Here is a 16,263-nt window from a genome sequence, read left to right on the forward strand (position 1 = left end):
CTCTTAAACACATTTAAACAGATATCATGGCACAAATACTCGACGGATTAAAGATTTCAAAGGAAATTAAAACCGAAATCCGATACGACGTAGAAAAAATAGTGGAAGGCAAAAGACGTCCTCCGCACCTCGTGGCAATCTTGGTGGGTCAAAACGGCGCCAGCATAGCTTATGTTAACAATAAAATAAAAGATTGCCGAGAAGTGGGTTTCAAATCGTCTTTGGTAAAATTCCCAAGTACGGTTTCTGAAGCTGAACTTTTGGAAAAGATAAATGAACTGAACCTTTCAAAAGACGTTGACGGATTCATCGTGCAGTTGCCGCTTCCACCGCAGATCGATCAGGAGAAAATCATCATGGCGATTGATCCGCGGAAAGATGTGGATGGTTTTCATCCTGAAAATTTCGGAAAAATGGCCCTCGAGATGGATACTTTTCTGCCAGCAACCCCATTCGGCATCCTTACACTTTTAGAAAGATACCAGATCGATACCAAAGGAAAACATTGTGTGATCATCGGTCGCAGCCGGATTGTTGGCAAACCGATGAGCATCCTGATGGGCCGAAAAGACTTTCCGGGAAATTCTACGGTGACTCTTACCCACTCTTACACGCCACATATTGAGGAATTTACGAAAAATGCAGACATAGTCATTACCGCGCTGGGCGACCCTAATTTCCTTAAAGGTGACATGATCAAACAGGGCGCGATCGTAATCGACGTAGGAATCACGCGCATCGAGGATCAGTCGGACAAAGGTTACAAATTGGTAGGTGATGTAGATTTTGAAAGTTGCAAAGAAATCGCGGGCGCGATAACTCCTGTTCCAGGTGGCGTAGGACCTATGACACGCGCTATGTTAATGAAAAACACGCTTTTAGCTTATAAAACGTCTGTGTACAATGACTAAAGAAGAAGAAAATATTTTGCTGGCGGAGGGAAAAATGCTACCCGTCATGGAGCACTTCTACACATTGCAGGGCGAAGGCGCACATACAGGGAAAGCGGCTTATTTCATTCGCCTGGGTGGCTGCGACGTCGGTTGTCATTGGTGTGATGTGAAAGAAAGCTGGGACCCAACGCTGCATCCGCTTATGAGCGCAGAGTTTATCGCTGAAACAGCCGCAAAACACTGCAAAACCATTGTACTTACCGGCGGAGAACCGTTGATGTGGAACCTTGATATTCTGACTTCCAGACTAAAAGAACTTGGCTGTACGATACATATTGAAACTTCCGGCGCCTACCCCTTGAGTGGACATATTGACTGGATCACGCTTTCACCTAAAAAAACGGGCTTGCCGAAAGAAGAGATTTATGCGGTGGCACATGAACTTAAAATGATCATATTTAACAATAATGATTTTAAGTTTGCGCAGGAGCAGGCTGCCAAGGTATCCCCAACGTGCAGACTTTATATGCAAAGCGAATGGAGCAAGCGTGAGGAAATGTATCCTAAAATCACCGATTTCATTTTAGCAAACCCGAATTGGCAGGCTTCTGTACAAACCCACAAATATTTGAATATTCCATAAAATTATGTTAAATTTACTTAATGTAACTCGGTTTTATGCAGAAAATTCGATATTCGAGGTATTTTAAGGTCTTATTTATCATATTGGATGTGCTGGTAATCACCAGTGTATTTCTATTTTATTTTTTGCGAAACTACAATCAGGCAATTCCGAGGGATATCTGGGAACAGAATATATTTTCGCTCATACTCCTGGCATTTTTCTGGATCTTACTCAGCGGAACCACGCGTCTGTATTCGGTGGCAAGAAACCTCACGTACACCATTTATCTGGAACGTCTGGTCACACACATCTTCATTTTCATTTTTGGTGTCATACTTTTAGCTAAAGTCAGCAACAACGATTTTTTGAAGCAGGATCGCTTCATGATCGCAGTCACGCTTTTTATATTGCTGGTGGTCATAAAATCTGTAATTTCCTTTATCTTAAAATATCTTCGAAGCCGCGGTATTAACCACCGGAATATCATGTTCCTGCCTGATGACAGCTCCGCAGAAATCCTTAAAAATATTTTCAGGAAACGAAAGGATTACGGTTTTAAAATTTTTAATTATCCCGCTCAGCATCCACTTGATTTGCAACACCTTGTTGACTTTTGGAAAAAAACCGGCATCCACACGATGTATGTGTCAACCGGATCCCTTGAAAAACTCCAGGAAAATGAGATTTACCGTCAGGCTGAGTTGCACAAAGTGAGGATTTCCCTGATTCCCGGAACAACCAGAACTAATTTTTTCCAGTATGATCTCGCCTATGTGGAGATGCAGCCAATATTGGTCCCATCTAAATTTCCACTTGATTTCCTGTCGAATAATACATTAAAACGAAGTTTTGACATCGCTTTTAGCCTTGCGGTCCTACTTTTGATTGGCATCTGGCTGTTCCCGCTTGTTGCGCTGCTCATAAAGCTCGACGGAAAAGGACCGGTGTTTTTTACGCAGCAGCGGTATGGCTTTCATGAACGTGTTTTTAAGTGCATTAAATTCCGTACGATGCGTGTAAATGGCGACTGTACACATAAGACCACGGCGAAAAATGATGACAGAATCACCAGGATAGGTCAGTTTCTGCGCAAGACCAGTCTGGATGAGTTTCCGCAGTTCATCAACGTACTGCTGGGCGATATGTCTGTTGTAGGTCCACGGCCGCATATGCTGCTGGTGGACGATTTTTATAAGTTGAAAATCGGCCGCTACTCGATACGCAGCCTTGTAAAACCGGGTGTTACCGGTCTAGCGCAGGTGAACGGTCTGCGCGGTGACAATGGTGACATGGATATCCAAATGAAAAAAAGGATCCTTACGGACGCGTTCTATGTGAAAAACTGGAGCTTTATGCTCGATTTGGTCATCATTTTGAAGACAGTTTTTCTGGTAATTGGCGGGGACAAAAATGCCAATTAAAAATCTTAGAAATAAATAAAATACTAATTTAGCCAAATGTTAAAAAAACTCTTCAGTGAGATAGGAGCTTACTTTCTGCTGCTCTCGAAAAGCCTTAAAAGACCGCAAAAAAGTTCGGTTTTCGGCAAGCTTTTCATGCGTGAGATTCATGATTTAGGTGTCAATTCTTTTGGGCTGGTACTCTTCACCTCCATCTTTGTGGGTGCGGTGGTAGCCATCCAGATGTTCAATAATTTCAGCGCTTCCTCTTTCCCTATTCCAAATGCTTTTATCGGCTATGCCACGAAAGTGGTTTTGATCCTCGAATTTGCCCCAACCATAATTTCGGTTATTCTAGCAGGTAAGGTGGGTTCATATATTGCTTCCAGTATTGGTACGATGCGGGTTACAGAACAGATTGATGCGCTCGATATCATGGGTGTCAATTCTCCAAACTTTCTGATCCTGCCGAAAATCTTGGCAAGTGTAATCTTTAATCCCTTGCTTATTGCGATCAGTATCGTATTCGGCATTTGGGGAGGATATTTGGCAGGCCAGGCAACAGGCAGCTGGAGCAAGGCCGATTATATCACCGGAATACAGATGTATATGCCGCAACATTTCATATGGTATGCCTTCTTTAAGACGGCTATGTTTGCATTTTTGATTGCCACCATTCCGTCGTACTTTGGTTATAATGTGAAAGGAGGCTCACTGGAAGTGGGTCGCGCAAGTACACAGGCGGTTGTTTGGACCATTGTTGCGATCATCATCACCAATTTAATATTAACACAAATGTTCTTAAGCTAATGATAGAAGTAAAAGATTTAAAGAAAAGCTTCGAGAATGTTGAAGTACTCAAAGGTATTACAACCACCTTTGAGACCGGAAAGGTGAATCTAATCATCGGTCAGAGTGGTTCGGGCAAGACGGTCTTTCTTAAGAGTTTGCTCAATGTTTACCAGCCCACCTCCGGCGGGATTCTGTTCGACGGACGTGATATCAATAAAATGTCGCGTGATGAGAAACAGACGCTCCGCTCCGAGATCGGGACGGTTTTCCAGGGCAGCGCACTGTTTGACTCAATGACGGTGGAAGAAAACATCACTTTTCCGCTCGATATGTTCACCAATCTATCTTACCGTGAGAAAAAAAGACGTGTTTTTGAAGTAATCGGGCGTGTACACCTCGAAAATGCAAACCGCAAATTCCCTTCTGAGATCTCCGGTGGAATGCAGAAGCGGGTGGCGATCGCGCGTGCGATCGTAAACAATCCGAAATATTTATTCTGCGATGAGCCCAATTCAGGTCTCGATCCATACACATCAAACATCATCGATGATTTGCTGCTTGAAATTACCAAAGAGTACAACACTACAACCATCATCAATTCACACGACATGAACTCGGTGATGACAATTGGCGAGAAAATTGTATATCTGCGACTTGGAATAAAGGAATGGGAAGGAAACAAAGACATCCTGATCAATGCAGGCAATAAAAACCTCATCGATTTCGTTTATTCGTCGGAACTTTTCAAGGAACTGCGCGAGTACTTTCTTGAAACGAACAAAACATCCATTGAAAATATTGTAAACAATCCTTCGAACAATGAATAAATTATTTAGTATCGCTCTTTTAGGAGCCAGTATTTTTGCATCAGCGCAGGTTTCTGTTGCTGGTAAAGCCAATGTGCTGATCCCTACAAGCTCAGCAACGTGGCAAAACTTCAAAGACGCTGCCGGCACAGCGGTGAGCGAAAAGGGAAAAAACATCACAGGATTTAATGCGGGTCTGTCATTAAAAGTTGATTTACCAACCGCACTTTATGTAATGCCGGAAATCTATTATACCAACTTTAAGAATGAAGTTACCGTAGCCGGTGACACCAATAATCAGCAAACGACGCTAGAGGCAAAAAACAGCCGTATAGATGTTCCTGTTTTGCTGGGTTACAATTTATTAGGTGATATGCTTAGCGCGTATGTTGGGCCTGTTGCAAGTTTTAATTTGGCCAAAGGAGATGATTTCGGAACCTTTGTGCAACAGGTGAAAGCTAAAGATTTCACGATCGGGTATCAGCTCGGTGTGCAGAGTGAAATAAAAAAACTTATTCTTTCTGCGCGTTATGAAGGCGCATTCTCCAGCGACCAACGTAAGTTTGTAAATACCGTGGCCGGTTCAGACCAGGAAATAGAGTATGATAACAGACCGAGTTTCTTTATGGTCGGTTTAGGTTATAAGTTCTAATAAATTTAAAGACTAAAATAAAATCCTCAGAATCAATAGTTCTGAGGATTATTTTTTGGTAGCTCATCGATGGTTTGTTCCCGCGCAAGCTCAGCAATCTGTCGGTCAAGCTCCTCTTTTTCCTTGCGGAGTTTTTTCAGTTCCTGACGTTTCTGCTCTTCGCGCAATGCGGTTCCTTTGCTTACGTAACCTACGATCCCGCCGATTATTAAACCAATACCGATTCCGGCAAGGATACCCATAAGGCTGATAGGTTCAAACAATTTTACAAATGAAAACTCAGGCAACAGATAATAAAGCAGAAAAGCCAGTGCCAGCAGCAAAAAGCCTATAAAATGTAAATTTTTCATTTTCAAATATTAAAAACCTTCCCAAATTTAATAATTATTCAGGAAGGTTCGTTGTTTAATGCGTAATATTTAAAGTTTTCCGCCAGCAGCTTTGTAATACTCAAGTGCTTTAGGCAAACGTCTCTCGATATCTGCCCGTCGGTTTTCAGGACTCGGGTGAGTGGAGAGGAATTCCGGTGGTCTGTTACCTGAAGATGATGCTTCCATACGCTCCCAGAAAGGCTGTGCCTGACGTGGATCATAACCGGCCATCGCCATTAGGTAAAGTCCCATCTCATCAGCTTCCAGTTCCTGGCTGCGGCCATATTTCAGCAGCGCCACTTGTGCACCGATAGGATAAACCTGCTGGAAAATGCTGGCCATCTGTCCGCTCGTTGCGCTACCAAGCACCGCACCTCCATATTGGGCAACCATCGCCTGCGAAATTCTTTCATTTCCATGACCAGCGAGGGCGTGCGAAATTTCGTGTCCCAAAACGACTGCAAGACCTGTATCATTTTTGGTTATCGGTAGAATTCCTGTATAAACAGCCACTTTTCCCCCCGGCATACACCATGCGTTGACCTGTTTATCATCGATGAGATTAAATTCCCATTGGTAATTTGTCAGGTCACCTTCGCGCCCAATGCTTTTATAATAGTTGTTGGCAGCATTCTTTATACGTGCGCCTACATTTTTCACGCTGTTTGCAGCTGTAGTACCGCTTATCACCTTTGAAGTGGATAATGTTTGGCGATATTGCTGAAGAGCCATCGCTGAAATCTCCTGATCGTTCGCCAAATGGAGCGATTTTCGGCCTGTAATAGGGTTTGTCGTACAGGAAAGGATCACCGCCAGGGCCCCTACGCCCATTATTTTGTTCAAATTTTTCATTGCTGTAAATTTCAGATTTTTCATTGCTAAACAATTTTTATTCCAAATAAATTTTTGCTCCTTAACATTTCGCACCATATTTGTATCAAATACAAAAAATCGGATATGAAAAACTTAATAAAATATTGTGCTGCAACACTGTTACTCATTCTGTCAAGTTGCGGAACCAGTAACACAATGCCCAAAGCTGACGTTTCTTCGCTTCTTCAGCAGGGTGAATTCACATTTATGGCTGAAAAGGCGCACCCAACAAATGCGGATGTGATCAATGTCCTTAATTCTTTGCCAAACTCCAGTTCTGCACGTGTACTGGATCTAGATTACGGTTACAGCCTAAGGATTGAAAAATCTGAAATCACTGCGGAGCTGCCCTATTTCGGTAGGTCTTATACGCCAAGTTACGACACTTCTAAAAGTGCCTATAGATTTAAAACTAAAGAATTCGGTATTACCCAGAAAGAAGGCAAGAAAGGAAGTACCGTCTATACCATTATTCCACAAGACCGCTCTGGGGTGCAACGTCTGATACTCGAGGTCTTCCCACAAGGCAGAGCCTATCTTTCGATTGATTCGAACGACCGCCAGCCTATTTCATACAGCGGATACATCTCCAAAAACCTGGAAAAGAAATAATTTATTTTTTAAACAACTTCGAGACGAAGAGTTGTGCTTCTGTACTGGGATTTGATGTCAGTTCAGAAGCATTTTTTTTGTGCAAGTTGTAAAGTGCTTCTGCCTGATTATTTTCGGAAATTTGCTGCAGGATAAATGCATGAACCCAATATTCAAACCGTTTCTGCGCCTGCTCTTTGCGTACGGAGTCAAACCGTCCCGAAGATTTTTTAAGTTCCATAAATTCGCTTAACTTTTCATACACTTCCACAAGACCTTCGTTTTGTAGAGCGCTTCCAAGTAGTACCGGAACCTTCCAACCGGCTTCCTTAGGGGAGAGGAAATGTAGTGCGCGTATCAGCTCAATCTTGGTATTTTTAGCAAGCGTACGGTTCTGCTCATCTACTTTGTTGATGAAAATAAGATCGACCATTTCCATTATTCCCCTTTTTATGCCCTGAAGTTCATCGCCGCCGCCTGTAATTTTCAGGAAAACAAAAGCATCGGTGATATCAGCAACCAAAACCTCACTTTGTCCCACGCCTACCGTTTCAATCAAGATATAATCGTAACCCGCAGCTTCGCAAATGAGCATGGTTTCGAAAGTGGCATTGGCCACACCTCCCAGAAATCCGGATGTCGGTGAAGGTCTGATAAAAACCTTATCCATTTTGGCGAGTTCTTCCATGCGGGTCTTATCTCCTAAAATGGATCCTTTGTTCAGTGATGAACTCGGATCTATGGCCAAAACTGCGACGCGATGTCCTTTTTGCACCAAAATTTTGCCGTAGCTTTCCATAAATGTAGATTTCCCCGCGCCCGGAATTCCTGTGATACCGATACGTACAGATTTGCCGGTGCGTGGCATGATGTTCCGGAGCAGCTCATCAGCAAGCTCACGGTGCGCAGGTTTTTTACTTTCTACAAGCGTGATTGCTTTGCCGATCATTCTTTTATCGCCCCTGTATATACCATCCAGGTATTGCTCTAGTTTAAATTCCATAATTAGAAATTCGGATATTCAGTTCGCAACCCTAGTTTTTTAGATCTTAAAGTTCCACATTCAAAACCCGGAAAAAAGGATTTTCGCGTTGGAAGTTGCTTCCGAAACATTTTTTTGAAAGGTTCATTTAAAATACATCTCGCGTTGGCAGAAAAGTTCCAATAATAAAGGGATGTCCGAACAAATGTAAGAGAAATTTGTTATTTTTGAATCTAAACTATAGCATTAATGACTTCAAAACAGCAAGCGACATCACGTAAAATCGACGGAAAAAAGTATTCCTTAGCCTTATTTGCAGCCTCCATGGTTTTAATGACAGCATGTACACCGAAAACCGCGGTGGCCGAAGGATCAAAAACCATTAGCGCCGAGCATTTGGCTGCCGGAAAAACCATTTTTGAAAACTCGTGCGCGCGCTGTCATGCATTACCGGATCCTACTGCGCACTCAGCACAGGATTGGGTAGGCATTATGAACTGGATGGCACCAAAAGCAAAACTGACTGAAGAGCAGCACAGTCTGGTGTATGATTATGTAGTTTCTGTGAAAAAGTAACATGGACCGTAAACCCGAAATTTCGTGGGAAGATTTTGAAAAACTCGACATCAGAACGGGCACGATTATTTCTGCTAAGGACTTTGTGAAAGCACGAAAACCCGCCTATCAACTTGAAATTGATTTTGGTTTACTTGGAATTCTAAAATCTTCGGCGCAATTAACGGCGCTGTATAAAGCCGACGACCTGACCGGCAAACAGATAATTGCGGTCGTGAATTTTCCTAAAAAGCAAATAGCGGACTTTATGAGCGAGTGCCTGGTTTTAGGAATATATGGCGAGAATAATGATGTAACTTTGTTGACACCGCTTTCGAATGTAAACAACGGTCTGAAGGTTGGGTAAGAATTAAGTATTTAAATAAAAGCATTGTGATTCAGCATGTTCCATTAGAAAAAGTAATGTTTCTCGACATCGAAACGGTGCCGCAGCATGGAAATTGGGACGATATGGATGAATCGGGCAAATATCTTTGGGACAAAAAAACCAAACCGCAGCGTAAAGACGATCACACTGCGGAAGCTTTCTATGCAGAGCGTGGCGGTATAATGGCAGAATTTGGCAAGATCATCTGCATTTCTGTTGGGATGCTGGACAAGAGTGATAAGTTGCTGATCCGAAGTTTCTACGGAGATGATGAGAAAACGATGCTTGAGGATTTTGGTAGAATTTTTAACAAACCAAGGCTGCGCGATGTTATCCTATGCGCGCACAACGGAAAGGAATTCGATTTTCCGTGGATTGCAAGACGCTTCCTTATCAACGGCCTTCAACCGCCAATGCCATTTCAGATGTTTGGCAAAAAGCCCTGGGAGATTCCGCATCTCGATACGATGGAACTTTGGAAATTCGGAGATTATAAATCTTACATTTCGCTTGAACTTTTAGCGCACGTCTTCGGCATCCCTACGCCGAAGGACGATATAGACGGTTCCATGGTCGCATCTATATACCACACAGAAAAAGACTTATTTAGAATAGTTCAATATTGTGAAAAAGATGTGCTAACTTTGGCAAACATTTTCCGCCGCATGAGACAGGAAGATTTACTTGAGAAACTGGACTAAAACCGCGGCGGCCAGAGAGCCAACGACATGAATTATACAGACGACCAGATCGCCGAAATCGGCGAAAATATTATCAAAAACTTAAAAACCGTTTACGATCCCGAGATTCCGGTAGATATCTATGAACTCGGCCTCATTTACGATGTACAGATTTCCGAAATCGGTGAGGTGAAAGTGATCATGACGCTTACAACGCCAAACTGTCCCGTGGCAGAAAGCCTTCCGGCGGAGGTGCGTGAAAAAGTTTCCGAAATTGAAGGCGTGAAGGAAGTTGATTTGGAACTTACCTTCGAACCAGCCTGGAATAAGGACATGATGAGCGAGGAAGCCCGTTTTGAACTTGGAATGTTTTAAGAATTTAAAAATGAAAAATCCGGTTTCAAAAGCGGTTTATTTATTCGTATTATTTGCGTCCACATTTATATTTGCGCAGCAAAACGAGGAATTCCGCAGTACCAAACGGTTTTTCGATTATCAGCGGGACATGCTCGCGAAAGAGTTTCAAAAACACCTCAACGCAGAAAAAAATCCTTTTCAGCAGGCACTTGCTAAGAAAGACTATGCGGATTTTATGGTTAAGCTAGACAGCATCCAGAACAACGCATTTATCAACACCCTTATCAAAGTAAAAAACCGCGAAGATCTCGACGCGTATACGACACTGCCGGAAGTGCAACTTAAAAATCCGCCACGTGAAACGCTTACCGAACAGGCGCAGTATCCGGGTGGTTTTGAAAAACTACGCACGCAGGTCGCTGACCTTTTTTACCAGGAATCTGTGCATGCCGACGAAAAACACATCCGCGCTGAGGTACTGTTCATGGTAGAACGCGATGGCACCATCAGCAATGTACATGCAGAAGGGCACAACTTCACCTTCAACCGTCAGGCTGAAATTGCACTCTATCTTCTTCCTGAGAAATTTTCTCCGGCAAAATCGAACGGAAATGCAGTTCGTTACCGATTCCGCCTGCCGCTCGCACTGACTTTCGACTAAAATATTTTCTGCGGTCTTTCGGAAAATAATTTTATCTTTCAAAAAAAATTATGAAGAAAATTTTATTCGCGGTCGCGGTATTCACGGCAGTATTCACCGTACAAGCTCAGGAAGCTGTGGCAGAGACTCCGAAACAGAATGATATCCTCATCAGCCCTATTGAACTTATTGCCATTCCGCTGCTCAACTTTTCATACGAAAGGTTGCTGAACGAGAATTCCGGAGTCGGAATCAACGGTATGTTCTATTTCGGTAATAATGATGATGATGATGAGTACGGCATGACGCAAATTTCCCCTTACTACCGGATGTACTTCGGCCGGAAATATGCTTCCGGGTTTTTTGTGGAAGGTTTTATTCCGATAACCACAACGAAGGATACATACTATGAAACGTACACTGGGCCCGGATATTTCAACCAGGAATCACGCGTGGAGAGCAACACGACCGTTGGTGTCGGAATCGGATTTGGCGGAAAGTGGATTGCCCGGAATAATGTGGTTTTCGAAGCCAGTACAGGTATCGCGAGAAGATTTGGTATGCCGGAGCGTTATAATTCTGCAATTACAGGCAAGGGAATGCTCGGCATCGGTTATCGTTTCTGATTATTAGTGATATTTTTAAGAGCTTTTGTCATTAATGACGGAAGCTTTTTAATTTAAAAATTAAATAATACAATGTTCAACGACGAATATTTTATGCGGATGGCGCTGCAGCAGGCACATAATGCTTTTGAGCAGGACGAGGTGCCGGTGGGCTGTATTGTGGTTTCAAATGACAGGATTATCGCCAAAGCGCACAACCTCACCGAAACCCTGAACGACGTCACTGCTCATGCCGAAATGCAGGCGATCACCGCAGCTGCAAACTTTTTGGGCGGAAAATATCTGCAGAACTGTACGCTTTACGTGACGCTGGAGCCCTGCGTGATGTGCTGCGGCGCGCTGAACTGGTCTCAGATCTCAAAAGTGGTGATTGGCGCACGCGATGAACAGCGTGGTTTCATCAATAAAAATCTCTCACTACATCCAAAAACAGAGATCGTTTTGGGCGTTTTAGAGAATGAATGTTCGGCACTTGTGAAAGACTTCTTTAAGAATAAAAGATAAAGGACGAAAAGAAATCGGCGACTACTTCACTTTACTTCCGAACGTACCTTATTAGGAAGCAGATTCACCCAAATAATAAAGCCCTTTCAACGTATGAAGCCTGTCTGCCACGTGAATTTTTTCTGTCAAGGGCTTGTACACATGCGAAACACCGCCGGTTGCGATGACGAAACAATCTTCCTGAACTTCTGCGTTGATGCGGTCAATAAAACCTTCTACCATACCCAAAAAACCGTAGACCATCCCGCTCTGCATACAAGAAACAGTGTCGAGACCAAGTACTTTCTTAGGTTTTATGAGCTCAATCTCAGGTAATTGTGCAGTATCATGAATCAAAGAATTTAACGATGTTATAATTCCCGGCGCGATGATCACGCCCAAAGTTTCGCCTTTCGCATCAATGCAGCTCGCCGTGAGTGCGGTGCCAAAATCAAAGATGATTTTTTTGCCTTCAGGATACAGGTGGTGCGCGGCCACAAGGTTGGCGTAGATATCTGTCCCCATCTGTTTCGATTTCGGTTGAACTCCTGAAGCGGTTTCACGGTTTACCACCACCGGATTCAGGCCGTGAATCTTCTTGATCGCCCTTGTGATATCGTAAGTAAGCTGTGGAACTACGGAGCCAATTACCACCTTATCCACCGTAGACGCATCGATGTGGTGAGTCTGATACATCATTGTAAACTGCATCTGCAGTTCGTCGCTGGTGCGGTAAGGTTTGGTATTCAGTATCCATGAAGTCCGGCATTCCTCACCTTCAAAGAGACCGAAACGGATATTGGTGTTGCCGATATTGATGACGATTGTTAACATACTTTTTCCTGCAGTTTATTTAACGTCTGTGTGGTGTACATCGACAAAATTATCCTCTGGATTCACATCTGCAAGTCGCTGCGAAAAGTCAATTCCCAATGCCGAAAGCTGAGATTTGTTGTACGGAACCGTCAAAGTATACTCTTTCTGTGTCCACGGCCAATAATTCAGCGTAGCGAACTTCCCATAGATGTCGTTGGACTTCCACGTATGGGTCATATTTAAAGGAATATGATAATTAACTACTTTTTTATCTGCCGTCATAATTGAAAAATCGATAGGCATTGGAACCTCACCTTTGTTTTCAAGCGTAATAACCGTCGAAGTTGTGCCGTACTCTACATTTTTAATGGCGTAATCAATGGTTTTGGTCGTGTTGATCCAATAATGATGAAACCATTTCAGATCCATACCCGAAATTCGCTGTGCGATATGCATAAAATCGCGATCTGTAGGATGTTTAAGCTTCCATTGGTTGTAGAATTCTTTCATCACAAGCGACAGGTTTTGTTCACCCATAATATAGCCCAGCTGTACCAGGAATAAATCTCCTTTCACGTAAGAAGCTATAGAATAAGCGCTTCCATTATCATGATGATCGGCTAACCAGACCGCTGGTTCCTCTTTGCCGGTTTTTGTAAAATTCACATAAGACTTAATGGAGCCCACGAAAGGATTCGCAACCGGTTCTTTTGGCGGAAACAATTGGTGCATCACGTAATCATCATAATAACTCGTAAAGCCCTCATCCATCCAGGGACGTACACTTTCGTTATACGCAAGAATCTGCTGGTTATATGAATGTCCGCCTTCATGAACCATCAGTCCCACCAAACCTTCGAGCGAACGGCCTTCGCCGAGGATCATCGTGCACATTCCGTATTCCATTCCACCATCACCACCTTGGATAAACGAGTAAGACGGATACACATAGCGCCCGAATGCAGCATTCATCAACTGGAAAAATTTGGTTACATAAGGTTTACTTTCTTCCCAAAGGGCCGTTTTTTCACTTTTCTGGTAAACGTAATACACTTTAGGTCCGTCCAGTACGGTAAATTGTTCCACTGTGTAATCGCGGTCGGCAGCCCAGGCAAAATCGAGAAGATTTTTTGCGGTCCAGCGCCAGGTTGCTTTATTTTTATTGTCGGATTTAATGTTTGCCGCGGCGTCATAACCTTTCACCTCACCAGGATTTTCTAAAGTACCGCCGGCGCCGATCACGTAATCTTTATCGATTTTTATGCTCACATCAAAATCGGCGAAGGGCGCGTGGAATTCGCGGCCGATATAGTCGAACGTTGCCCAGCCGTCATAGTCGTACTCCGCAATTTTCGGATACCACTGCGTCATCGTCATATCGATGCCTTCGCGATTGTTTCGTCCGGCACGACGGATCTGGTGCGGAATTACAGCATCCCATTCCATTGAAAAAGTGGTAGAGGAGTTGGGTTTGATCGGTGTATGCAGAACCACTTTCATAATAGTTTCCTGAACTTCAAATTTCAGGTCTTTACCGTTCTGACGAATCCATCTAATGTTTTGAGCACCTTCTTCACCTTCCGGAATGGAAGCGAGACGCGAAACTCCTTCACGCTGAAGCCTGCCGTCACCATTTTTTCCCTGATTCTGAACCCTTTGGTCCATCATGGAGCCGCGTTTGAATGCATTCCAGTAAAGATGGAAGTAAACTACTTTAAGTTCGTCGGGAGAATTATTGGTATAAGTAATTGTCTGATTTCCTTTGTAAGTAAAATTCGGCGCATCTACATCGATGTCCATCTTATACTTCGCAAACTGCTGGTAGTACGGGCCCTGCTGTGCGGCAGTCAGCCCAAAAATAAAAGTAAAGATCAAAAAAAGTCCCTTGTTCATTCTGTGAAATTTTAAAAGAAGCCGAAAGATAAGAATTTTGGCTTAACCCTAGGCTCCAGGCACAAAAAACCCCTTTTAAAGCACGTTTAAAAGGGATTATAATATCAATTGATTTTTAGGACTGCGGTTTTCCGCTGGCTAAAATTTTCTCAAGAATTTTTAATGTGATCAGATACGTTGGTTTTACACCGGTCAGGCCCAAACCACCTGAAGAAAGCGTTGATCCCGTTTCCAAAGGATTATCAGAAGCATAGTACGCGTACATCACGAACAGATCCTGGGAAATATGGTGGCGGATCTTTGAAGCAACCTGAATTGCTTTCTGGTAGTGCGCACCTTCCATTTCAAGACCAATCGCTTTCCATGAAGTATCCATGAAGTAGCGCAGGATGTCTTTATTCTGCAGTGAAGTTCCGAGGACGGTTACCATTCCGCCTTCGAAAGCCTGCAGTTCATCATCTTCAAAATCGGCTAAAGAAAGCGCGTTCTCGAACGGATAATTATCAGCCGTACCTTCGAATACGTGTGAAGTTGGAATCATGATATCGCCTTTGCCACCCATCAGGATGCCGGCTTTCCCCATGACTGAGATAGATTTCACTTTCATCGTGTACACTTCGTCATTGTACTCATACGGTCGGAGAAGCTCATCCATGATTTCGTATGCCTGTTCACCAAAAGCATAATCGAACACCATGATCACATCATCAGACGCAAAATCTTCATCTGCAAAAGGGGTGTTGGTAAGATCGGTCTTAGCCAAATCAATGATCTGAACATCGATATTACTACCGCTTTGGTCATCAATATAGATCAGACCTGCATTCTGGCTGTGCGTAAGCACCTTTTCCTGCAGCGCCTTTTTATTCGAAATATCTTCGTAAAGCTTGAAATCAACAGACTTTGTAGCTTTTTTACCTAATGCGTCGTTTCCGTAAAGCATATTCTTCACCGAATGCATGTTGGCCGAAATGATGTGCAAAGGGCGCATCTGCAGATCGTTTTCTGCTAATACCGTCTTCACCTTGTTCGCCCATTTCTCACCAAAGAAGTGATGACCTACCCTCTCACGTAAAATCGCGGAGAAATGTACTTCGCGCTCGCGGATTTTCTTCAGGTCATTGAAACTTTCGTTCCCTAAATGATAAATGATCTTGAAAAGTCGGTCCGGATTGGCATCGTCGCCGAAACTGTTGTAAGCGTTCAGCGTTTCATCGAAAGTACGTCCAAGTAACGAAGAAAGATGGATCAGAGCGACTTCTTTTTCTTTTCGGCTGTATTTTTTCTCACCGCGCGCAACCTCTTCGATGATTCTCCAGGCGCGTGTTGGCCGGTCATCTTCATCAGAGACAAATGCCAGATTGCGGATCTTGTCCGCTTCTATATATAAGAAGGTAAGGTGCGTCAGTATATCATAGATTTCGGAGCGGCCCAGCAAAACCTCGATATTCATTTGGTGCTCATCGATACGGTAGCAGTTCCTTCTTCTTTTTTTCGGGACAATCACCTCAAAACTACCTTTCTCAAAACCTTCGTCCGAAGTAAGATGGATGAATGAGCATTCCTCGATTCCTTCAGGCAGACGGTCCAAAACATAAAGCAGACCATCGAGCTCTATTTTATTGGGGATGCTCATGGTCCCGTAAATTTCGGGGTTGATAGTCATTAGAAGTGAGCGAAGACTTTCGCCGGAGATCCCGGAAGGTTTGAAAAAACCGCGATAGAAGAGGTGTCGCATTGAAACATAAAGCCTTTCGATTGCTTCTGTCGTTTCGCGTGCACGAGAATTTACCATAGTGTATCTTTTGGCAAAGATAACACATATCCTTCAAATTTCCTC

At 43.4% G+C, this 16,263-nt stretch carries 20 protein-coding genes; 14 read left to right on the top strand and 6 right to left on the bottom strand.

What is annotated here, in order from left to right:
- Positions 1 to 26: 26 nt before the first annotated feature.
- From H9628_RS01950 to H9628_RS01975, 6 genes are read left to right on the top strand one after another with little or no spacing between them, the layout of a single operon-like run.
- A complete protein-coding gene (locus tag H9628_RS01950; protein WP_251832432.1) occupies positions 27 to 911 on the top strand; it encodes a bifunctional 5,10-methylenetetrahydrofolate dehydrogenase/5,10-methenyltetrahydrofolate cyclohydrolase in 885 nt (294 codons plus the stop codon).
- A complete protein-coding gene (locus H9628_RS01955) occupies positions 904 to 1,536 on the top strand; it encodes a 7-carboxy-7-deazaguanine synthase QueE (protein WP_251832433.1) in 633 nt (210 codons plus the stop codon). The genes H9628_RS01950 and H9628_RS01955 overlap by 8 nt, the downstream gene beginning before the upstream one ends.
- 35 nt (positions 1,537 to 1,571) lie before the next feature.
- Entirely contained in the window at positions 1,572 to 2,939 is a 1,368-nt protein-coding gene (locus H9628_RS01960) for an exopolysaccharide biosynthesis polyprenyl glycosylphosphotransferase (RefSeq protein WP_251832434.1), read from the top strand.
- Between the two features lie 36 nt (positions 2,940 to 2,975).
- Positions 2,976 to 3,728, top strand: a complete 753-nt coding sequence (locus H9628_RS01965; RefSeq protein WP_251832435.1) for an MlaE family ABC transporter permease — start codon at positions 2,976 to 2,978, stop codon at positions 3,726 to 3,728.
- On the top strand, positions 3,728 to 4,537 hold the full coding sequence (locus H9628_RS01970) for an ABC transporter ATP-binding protein (RefSeq protein WP_251832436.1): 810 nt from the start codon (positions 3,728 to 3,730) through the stop codon (positions 4,535 to 4,537). The genes H9628_RS01965 and H9628_RS01970 overlap by 1 nt, the downstream gene beginning before the upstream one ends.
- Positions 4,530 to 5,168: an outer membrane beta-barrel protein gene (locus tag H9628_RS01975; RefSeq protein ID WP_251832437.1), complete on the top strand. Its 639-nt coding sequence runs from the start codon at positions 4,530 to 4,532 to the stop codon at positions 5,166 to 5,168. The genes H9628_RS01970 and H9628_RS01975 overlap by 8 nt, the downstream gene beginning before the upstream one ends.
- 32 nt (positions 5,169 to 5,200) lie before the next feature.
- Here the strand turns inward: H9628_RS01975 and H9628_RS01980 are convergent, their stop codons facing one another.
- Both H9628_RS01980 and H9628_RS01985 read right to left on the bottom strand, forming a co-directional pair.
- Positions 5,201 to 5,518, bottom strand: a complete 318-nt coding sequence (locus H9628_RS01980) for a hypothetical protein (protein WP_251832438.1) — start codon at positions 5,516 to 5,518, stop codon at positions 5,201 to 5,203.
- A gap of 69 nt (positions 5,519 to 5,587) precedes the next feature.
- Entirely contained in the window at positions 5,588 to 6,391 is an 804-nt protein-coding gene (locus H9628_RS01985) for a M48 family metallopeptidase (protein WP_251832909.1), read from the bottom strand.
- Between the two features lie 105 nt (positions 6,392 to 6,496).
- Here H9628_RS01985 and H9628_RS01990 point away from each other — a divergent pair, with 105 nt between their 5' ends.
- Positions 6,497 to 7,024: a DUF4251 domain-containing protein gene (locus H9628_RS01990; protein WP_251832439.1), complete on the top strand. Its 528-nt coding sequence runs from the start codon at positions 6,497 to 6,499 to the stop codon at positions 7,022 to 7,024.
- A 1-nt stretch (position 7,025) separates the two neighbouring features.
- Here the strand turns inward: H9628_RS01990 and meaB are convergent, their stop codons facing one another.
- The gene (gene meaB / locus H9628_RS01995) at positions 7,026 to 8,006 is read right to left on the bottom strand and encodes a methylmalonyl Co-A mutase-associated GTPase MeaB (protein WP_251832440.1); all 981 of its coding nucleotides are present in this window, start codon (positions 8,004 to 8,006) and stop codon (positions 7,026 to 7,028) included.
- A gap of 228 nt (positions 8,007 to 8,234) precedes the next feature.
- Here meaB and H9628_RS02000 point away from each other — a divergent pair, with 228 nt between their 5' ends.
- The 7 genes from H9628_RS02000 (at position 8,235) to H9628_RS02030 (ending at position 11,735) form a co-directional block, all read left to right on the top strand.
- A complete protein-coding gene (locus H9628_RS02000; RefSeq protein ID WP_251832441.1) occupies positions 8,235 to 8,561 on the top strand; it encodes a cytochrome C in 327 nt (108 codons plus the stop codon).
- A gap of 1 nt (position 8,562) precedes the next feature.
- Positions 8,563 to 8,907, top strand: a complete 345-nt coding sequence (locus H9628_RS02005) for a tRNA-binding protein (RefSeq protein ID WP_251832442.1) — start codon at positions 8,563 to 8,565, stop codon at positions 8,905 to 8,907.
- A gap of 26 nt (positions 8,908 to 8,933) precedes the next feature.
- The gene (locus H9628_RS02010; protein WP_251832443.1) at positions 8,934 to 9,629 is read left to right on the top strand and encodes a ribonuclease H-like domain-containing protein; all 696 of its coding nucleotides are present in this window, start codon (positions 8,934 to 8,936) and stop codon (positions 9,627 to 9,629) included.
- A gap of 27 nt (positions 9,630 to 9,656) precedes the next feature.
- Complete coding sequence (locus tag H9628_RS02015) at positions 9,657 to 9,983, top strand: SUF system Fe-S cluster assembly protein (protein WP_251832444.1); 327 nt, start codon at positions 9,657 to 9,659, stop codon at positions 9,981 to 9,983.
- A 10-nt stretch (positions 9,984 to 9,993) separates the two neighbouring features.
- Positions 9,994 to 10,626, top strand: coding sequence for an energy transducer TonB (locus H9628_RS02020; protein ID WP_251832445.1), 633 nt, complete (start codon positions 9,994 to 9,996; stop codon positions 10,624 to 10,626).
- 50 nt (positions 10,627 to 10,676) lie between these two features.
- Positions 10,677 to 11,231, top strand: coding sequence for a hypothetical protein (locus H9628_RS02025; RefSeq protein WP_251832446.1), 555 nt, complete (start codon positions 10,677 to 10,679; stop codon positions 11,229 to 11,231).
- A gap of 72 nt (positions 11,232 to 11,303) precedes the next feature.
- Positions 11,304 to 11,735, top strand: a complete 432-nt coding sequence (locus H9628_RS02030; RefSeq protein WP_251832447.1) for a nucleoside deaminase — start codon at positions 11,304 to 11,306, stop codon at positions 11,733 to 11,735.
- A 51-nt stretch (positions 11,736 to 11,786) separates the two neighbouring features.
- Here H9628_RS02030 and H9628_RS02035 read toward each other — a convergent pair whose 3' ends face one another.
- The 3 genes from H9628_RS02035 to H9628_RS02045 all read right to left on the bottom strand — a co-directional run bounded on the left by H9628_RS02035 (position 11,787) and on the right by H9628_RS02045 (position 16,218).
- Positions 11,787 to 12,548 carry a type III pantothenate kinase gene (locus H9628_RS02035; RefSeq protein ID WP_251832448.1) on the bottom strand — a complete coding sequence of 254 codons (762 nt, stop codon included), beginning with the start codon at positions 12,546 to 12,548 and terminating at the stop codon, positions 11,787 to 11,789.
- A 15-nt stretch (positions 12,549 to 12,563) separates the two neighbouring features.
- Positions 12,564 to 14,423 (bottom strand): M1 family metallopeptidase, encoded by a 1,860-nt coding sequence (locus tag H9628_RS02040; RefSeq protein WP_251832449.1) that lies wholly within the window; start codon positions 14,421 to 14,423, stop codon positions 12,564 to 12,566.
- 115 nt (positions 14,424 to 14,538) lie between these two features.
- Complete coding sequence (locus H9628_RS02045; RefSeq protein ID WP_251832450.1) at positions 14,539 to 16,218, bottom strand: DUF6909 family protein; 1,680 nt, start codon at positions 16,216 to 16,218, stop codon at positions 14,539 to 14,541.
- Positions 16,219 to 16,263 lie beyond the last annotated feature (45 nt).

Source organism: Kaistella pullorum (genome assembly GCF_014837035.1).
GTDB classification, from domain to species: domain Bacteria; phylum Bacteroidota; class Bacteroidia; order Flavobacteriales; family Weeksellaceae; genus Kaistella; species Kaistella rhinocerotis.

Coding starts and splice junctions, on each gene's coding strand:
- H9628_RS01965 (WP_251832435.1), top strand. CDS start 2,976: ATGTTAAAAAAACTCTTCAGTGAGATAGGAGCTTACTTTCTGCTGCTC.
- H9628_RS02020 (WP_251832445.1), top strand. CDS start 9,994: ATGAAAAATCCGGTTTCAAAAGCGGTTTATTTATTCGTATTATTTGCG.
- H9628_RS01970 (WP_251832436.1), top strand. CDS start 3,728: ATGATAGAAGTAAAAGATTTAAAGAAAAGCTTCGAGAATGTTGAAGTA.
- H9628_RS02015 (WP_251832444.1), top strand. CDS start 9,657: ATGAATTATACAGACGACCAGATCGCCGAAATCGGCGAAAATATTATC.
- H9628_RS02035 (WP_251832448.1), bottom strand. CDS start 12,548: ATGTTAACAATCGTCATCAATATCGGCAACACCAATATCCGTTTCGGT.
- H9628_RS01990 (WP_251832439.1), top strand. CDS start 6,497: ATGAAAAACTTAATAAAATATTGTGCTGCAACACTGTTACTCATTCTG.
- H9628_RS01960 (WP_251832434.1), top strand. CDS start 1,572: ATGCAGAAAATTCGATATTCGAGGTATTTTAAGGTCTTATTTATCATA.
- H9628_RS01975 (WP_251832437.1), top strand. CDS start 4,530: ATGAATAAATTATTTAGTATCGCTCTTTTAGGAGCCAGTATTTTTGCA.
- H9628_RS02025 (WP_251832446.1), top strand. CDS start 10,677: ATGAAGAAAATTTTATTCGCGGTCGCGGTATTCACGGCAGTATTCACC.
- H9628_RS01985 (WP_251832909.1), bottom strand. CDS start 6,391: ATGAAAAATTTGAACAAAATAATGGGCGTAGGGGCCCTGGCGGTGATC.
- H9628_RS02005 (WP_251832442.1), top strand. CDS start 8,563: ATGGACCGTAAACCCGAAATTTCGTGGGAAGATTTTGAAAAACTCGAC.
- H9628_RS02030 (WP_251832447.1), top strand. CDS start 11,304: ATGTTCAACGACGAATATTTTATGCGGATGGCGCTGCAGCAGGCACAT.
- H9628_RS01950 (WP_251832432.1), top strand. CDS start 27: ATGGCACAAATACTCGACGGATTAAAGATTTCAAAGGAAATTAAAACC.
- H9628_RS02040 (WP_251832449.1), bottom strand. CDS start 14,423: ATGAACAAGGGACTTTTTTTGATCTTTACTTTTATTTTTGGGCTGACT.
- meaB (WP_251832440.1), bottom strand. CDS start 8,006: ATGGAATTTAAACTAGAGCAATACCTGGATGGTATATACAGGGGCGAT.
- H9628_RS02045 (WP_251832450.1), bottom strand. CDS start 16,218: ATGGTAAATTCTCGTGCACGCGAAACGACAGAAGCAATCGAAAGGCTT.
- H9628_RS02000 (WP_251832441.1), top strand. CDS start 8,235: ATGACTTCAAAACAGCAAGCGACATCACGTAAAATCGACGGAAAAAAG.
- H9628_RS01980 (WP_251832438.1), bottom strand. CDS start 5,518: ATGAAAAATTTACATTTTATAGGCTTTTTGCTGCTGGCACTGGCTTTT.
- H9628_RS01955 (WP_251832433.1), top strand. CDS start 904: ATGACTAAAGAAGAAGAAAATATTTTGCTGGCGGAGGGAAAAATGCTA.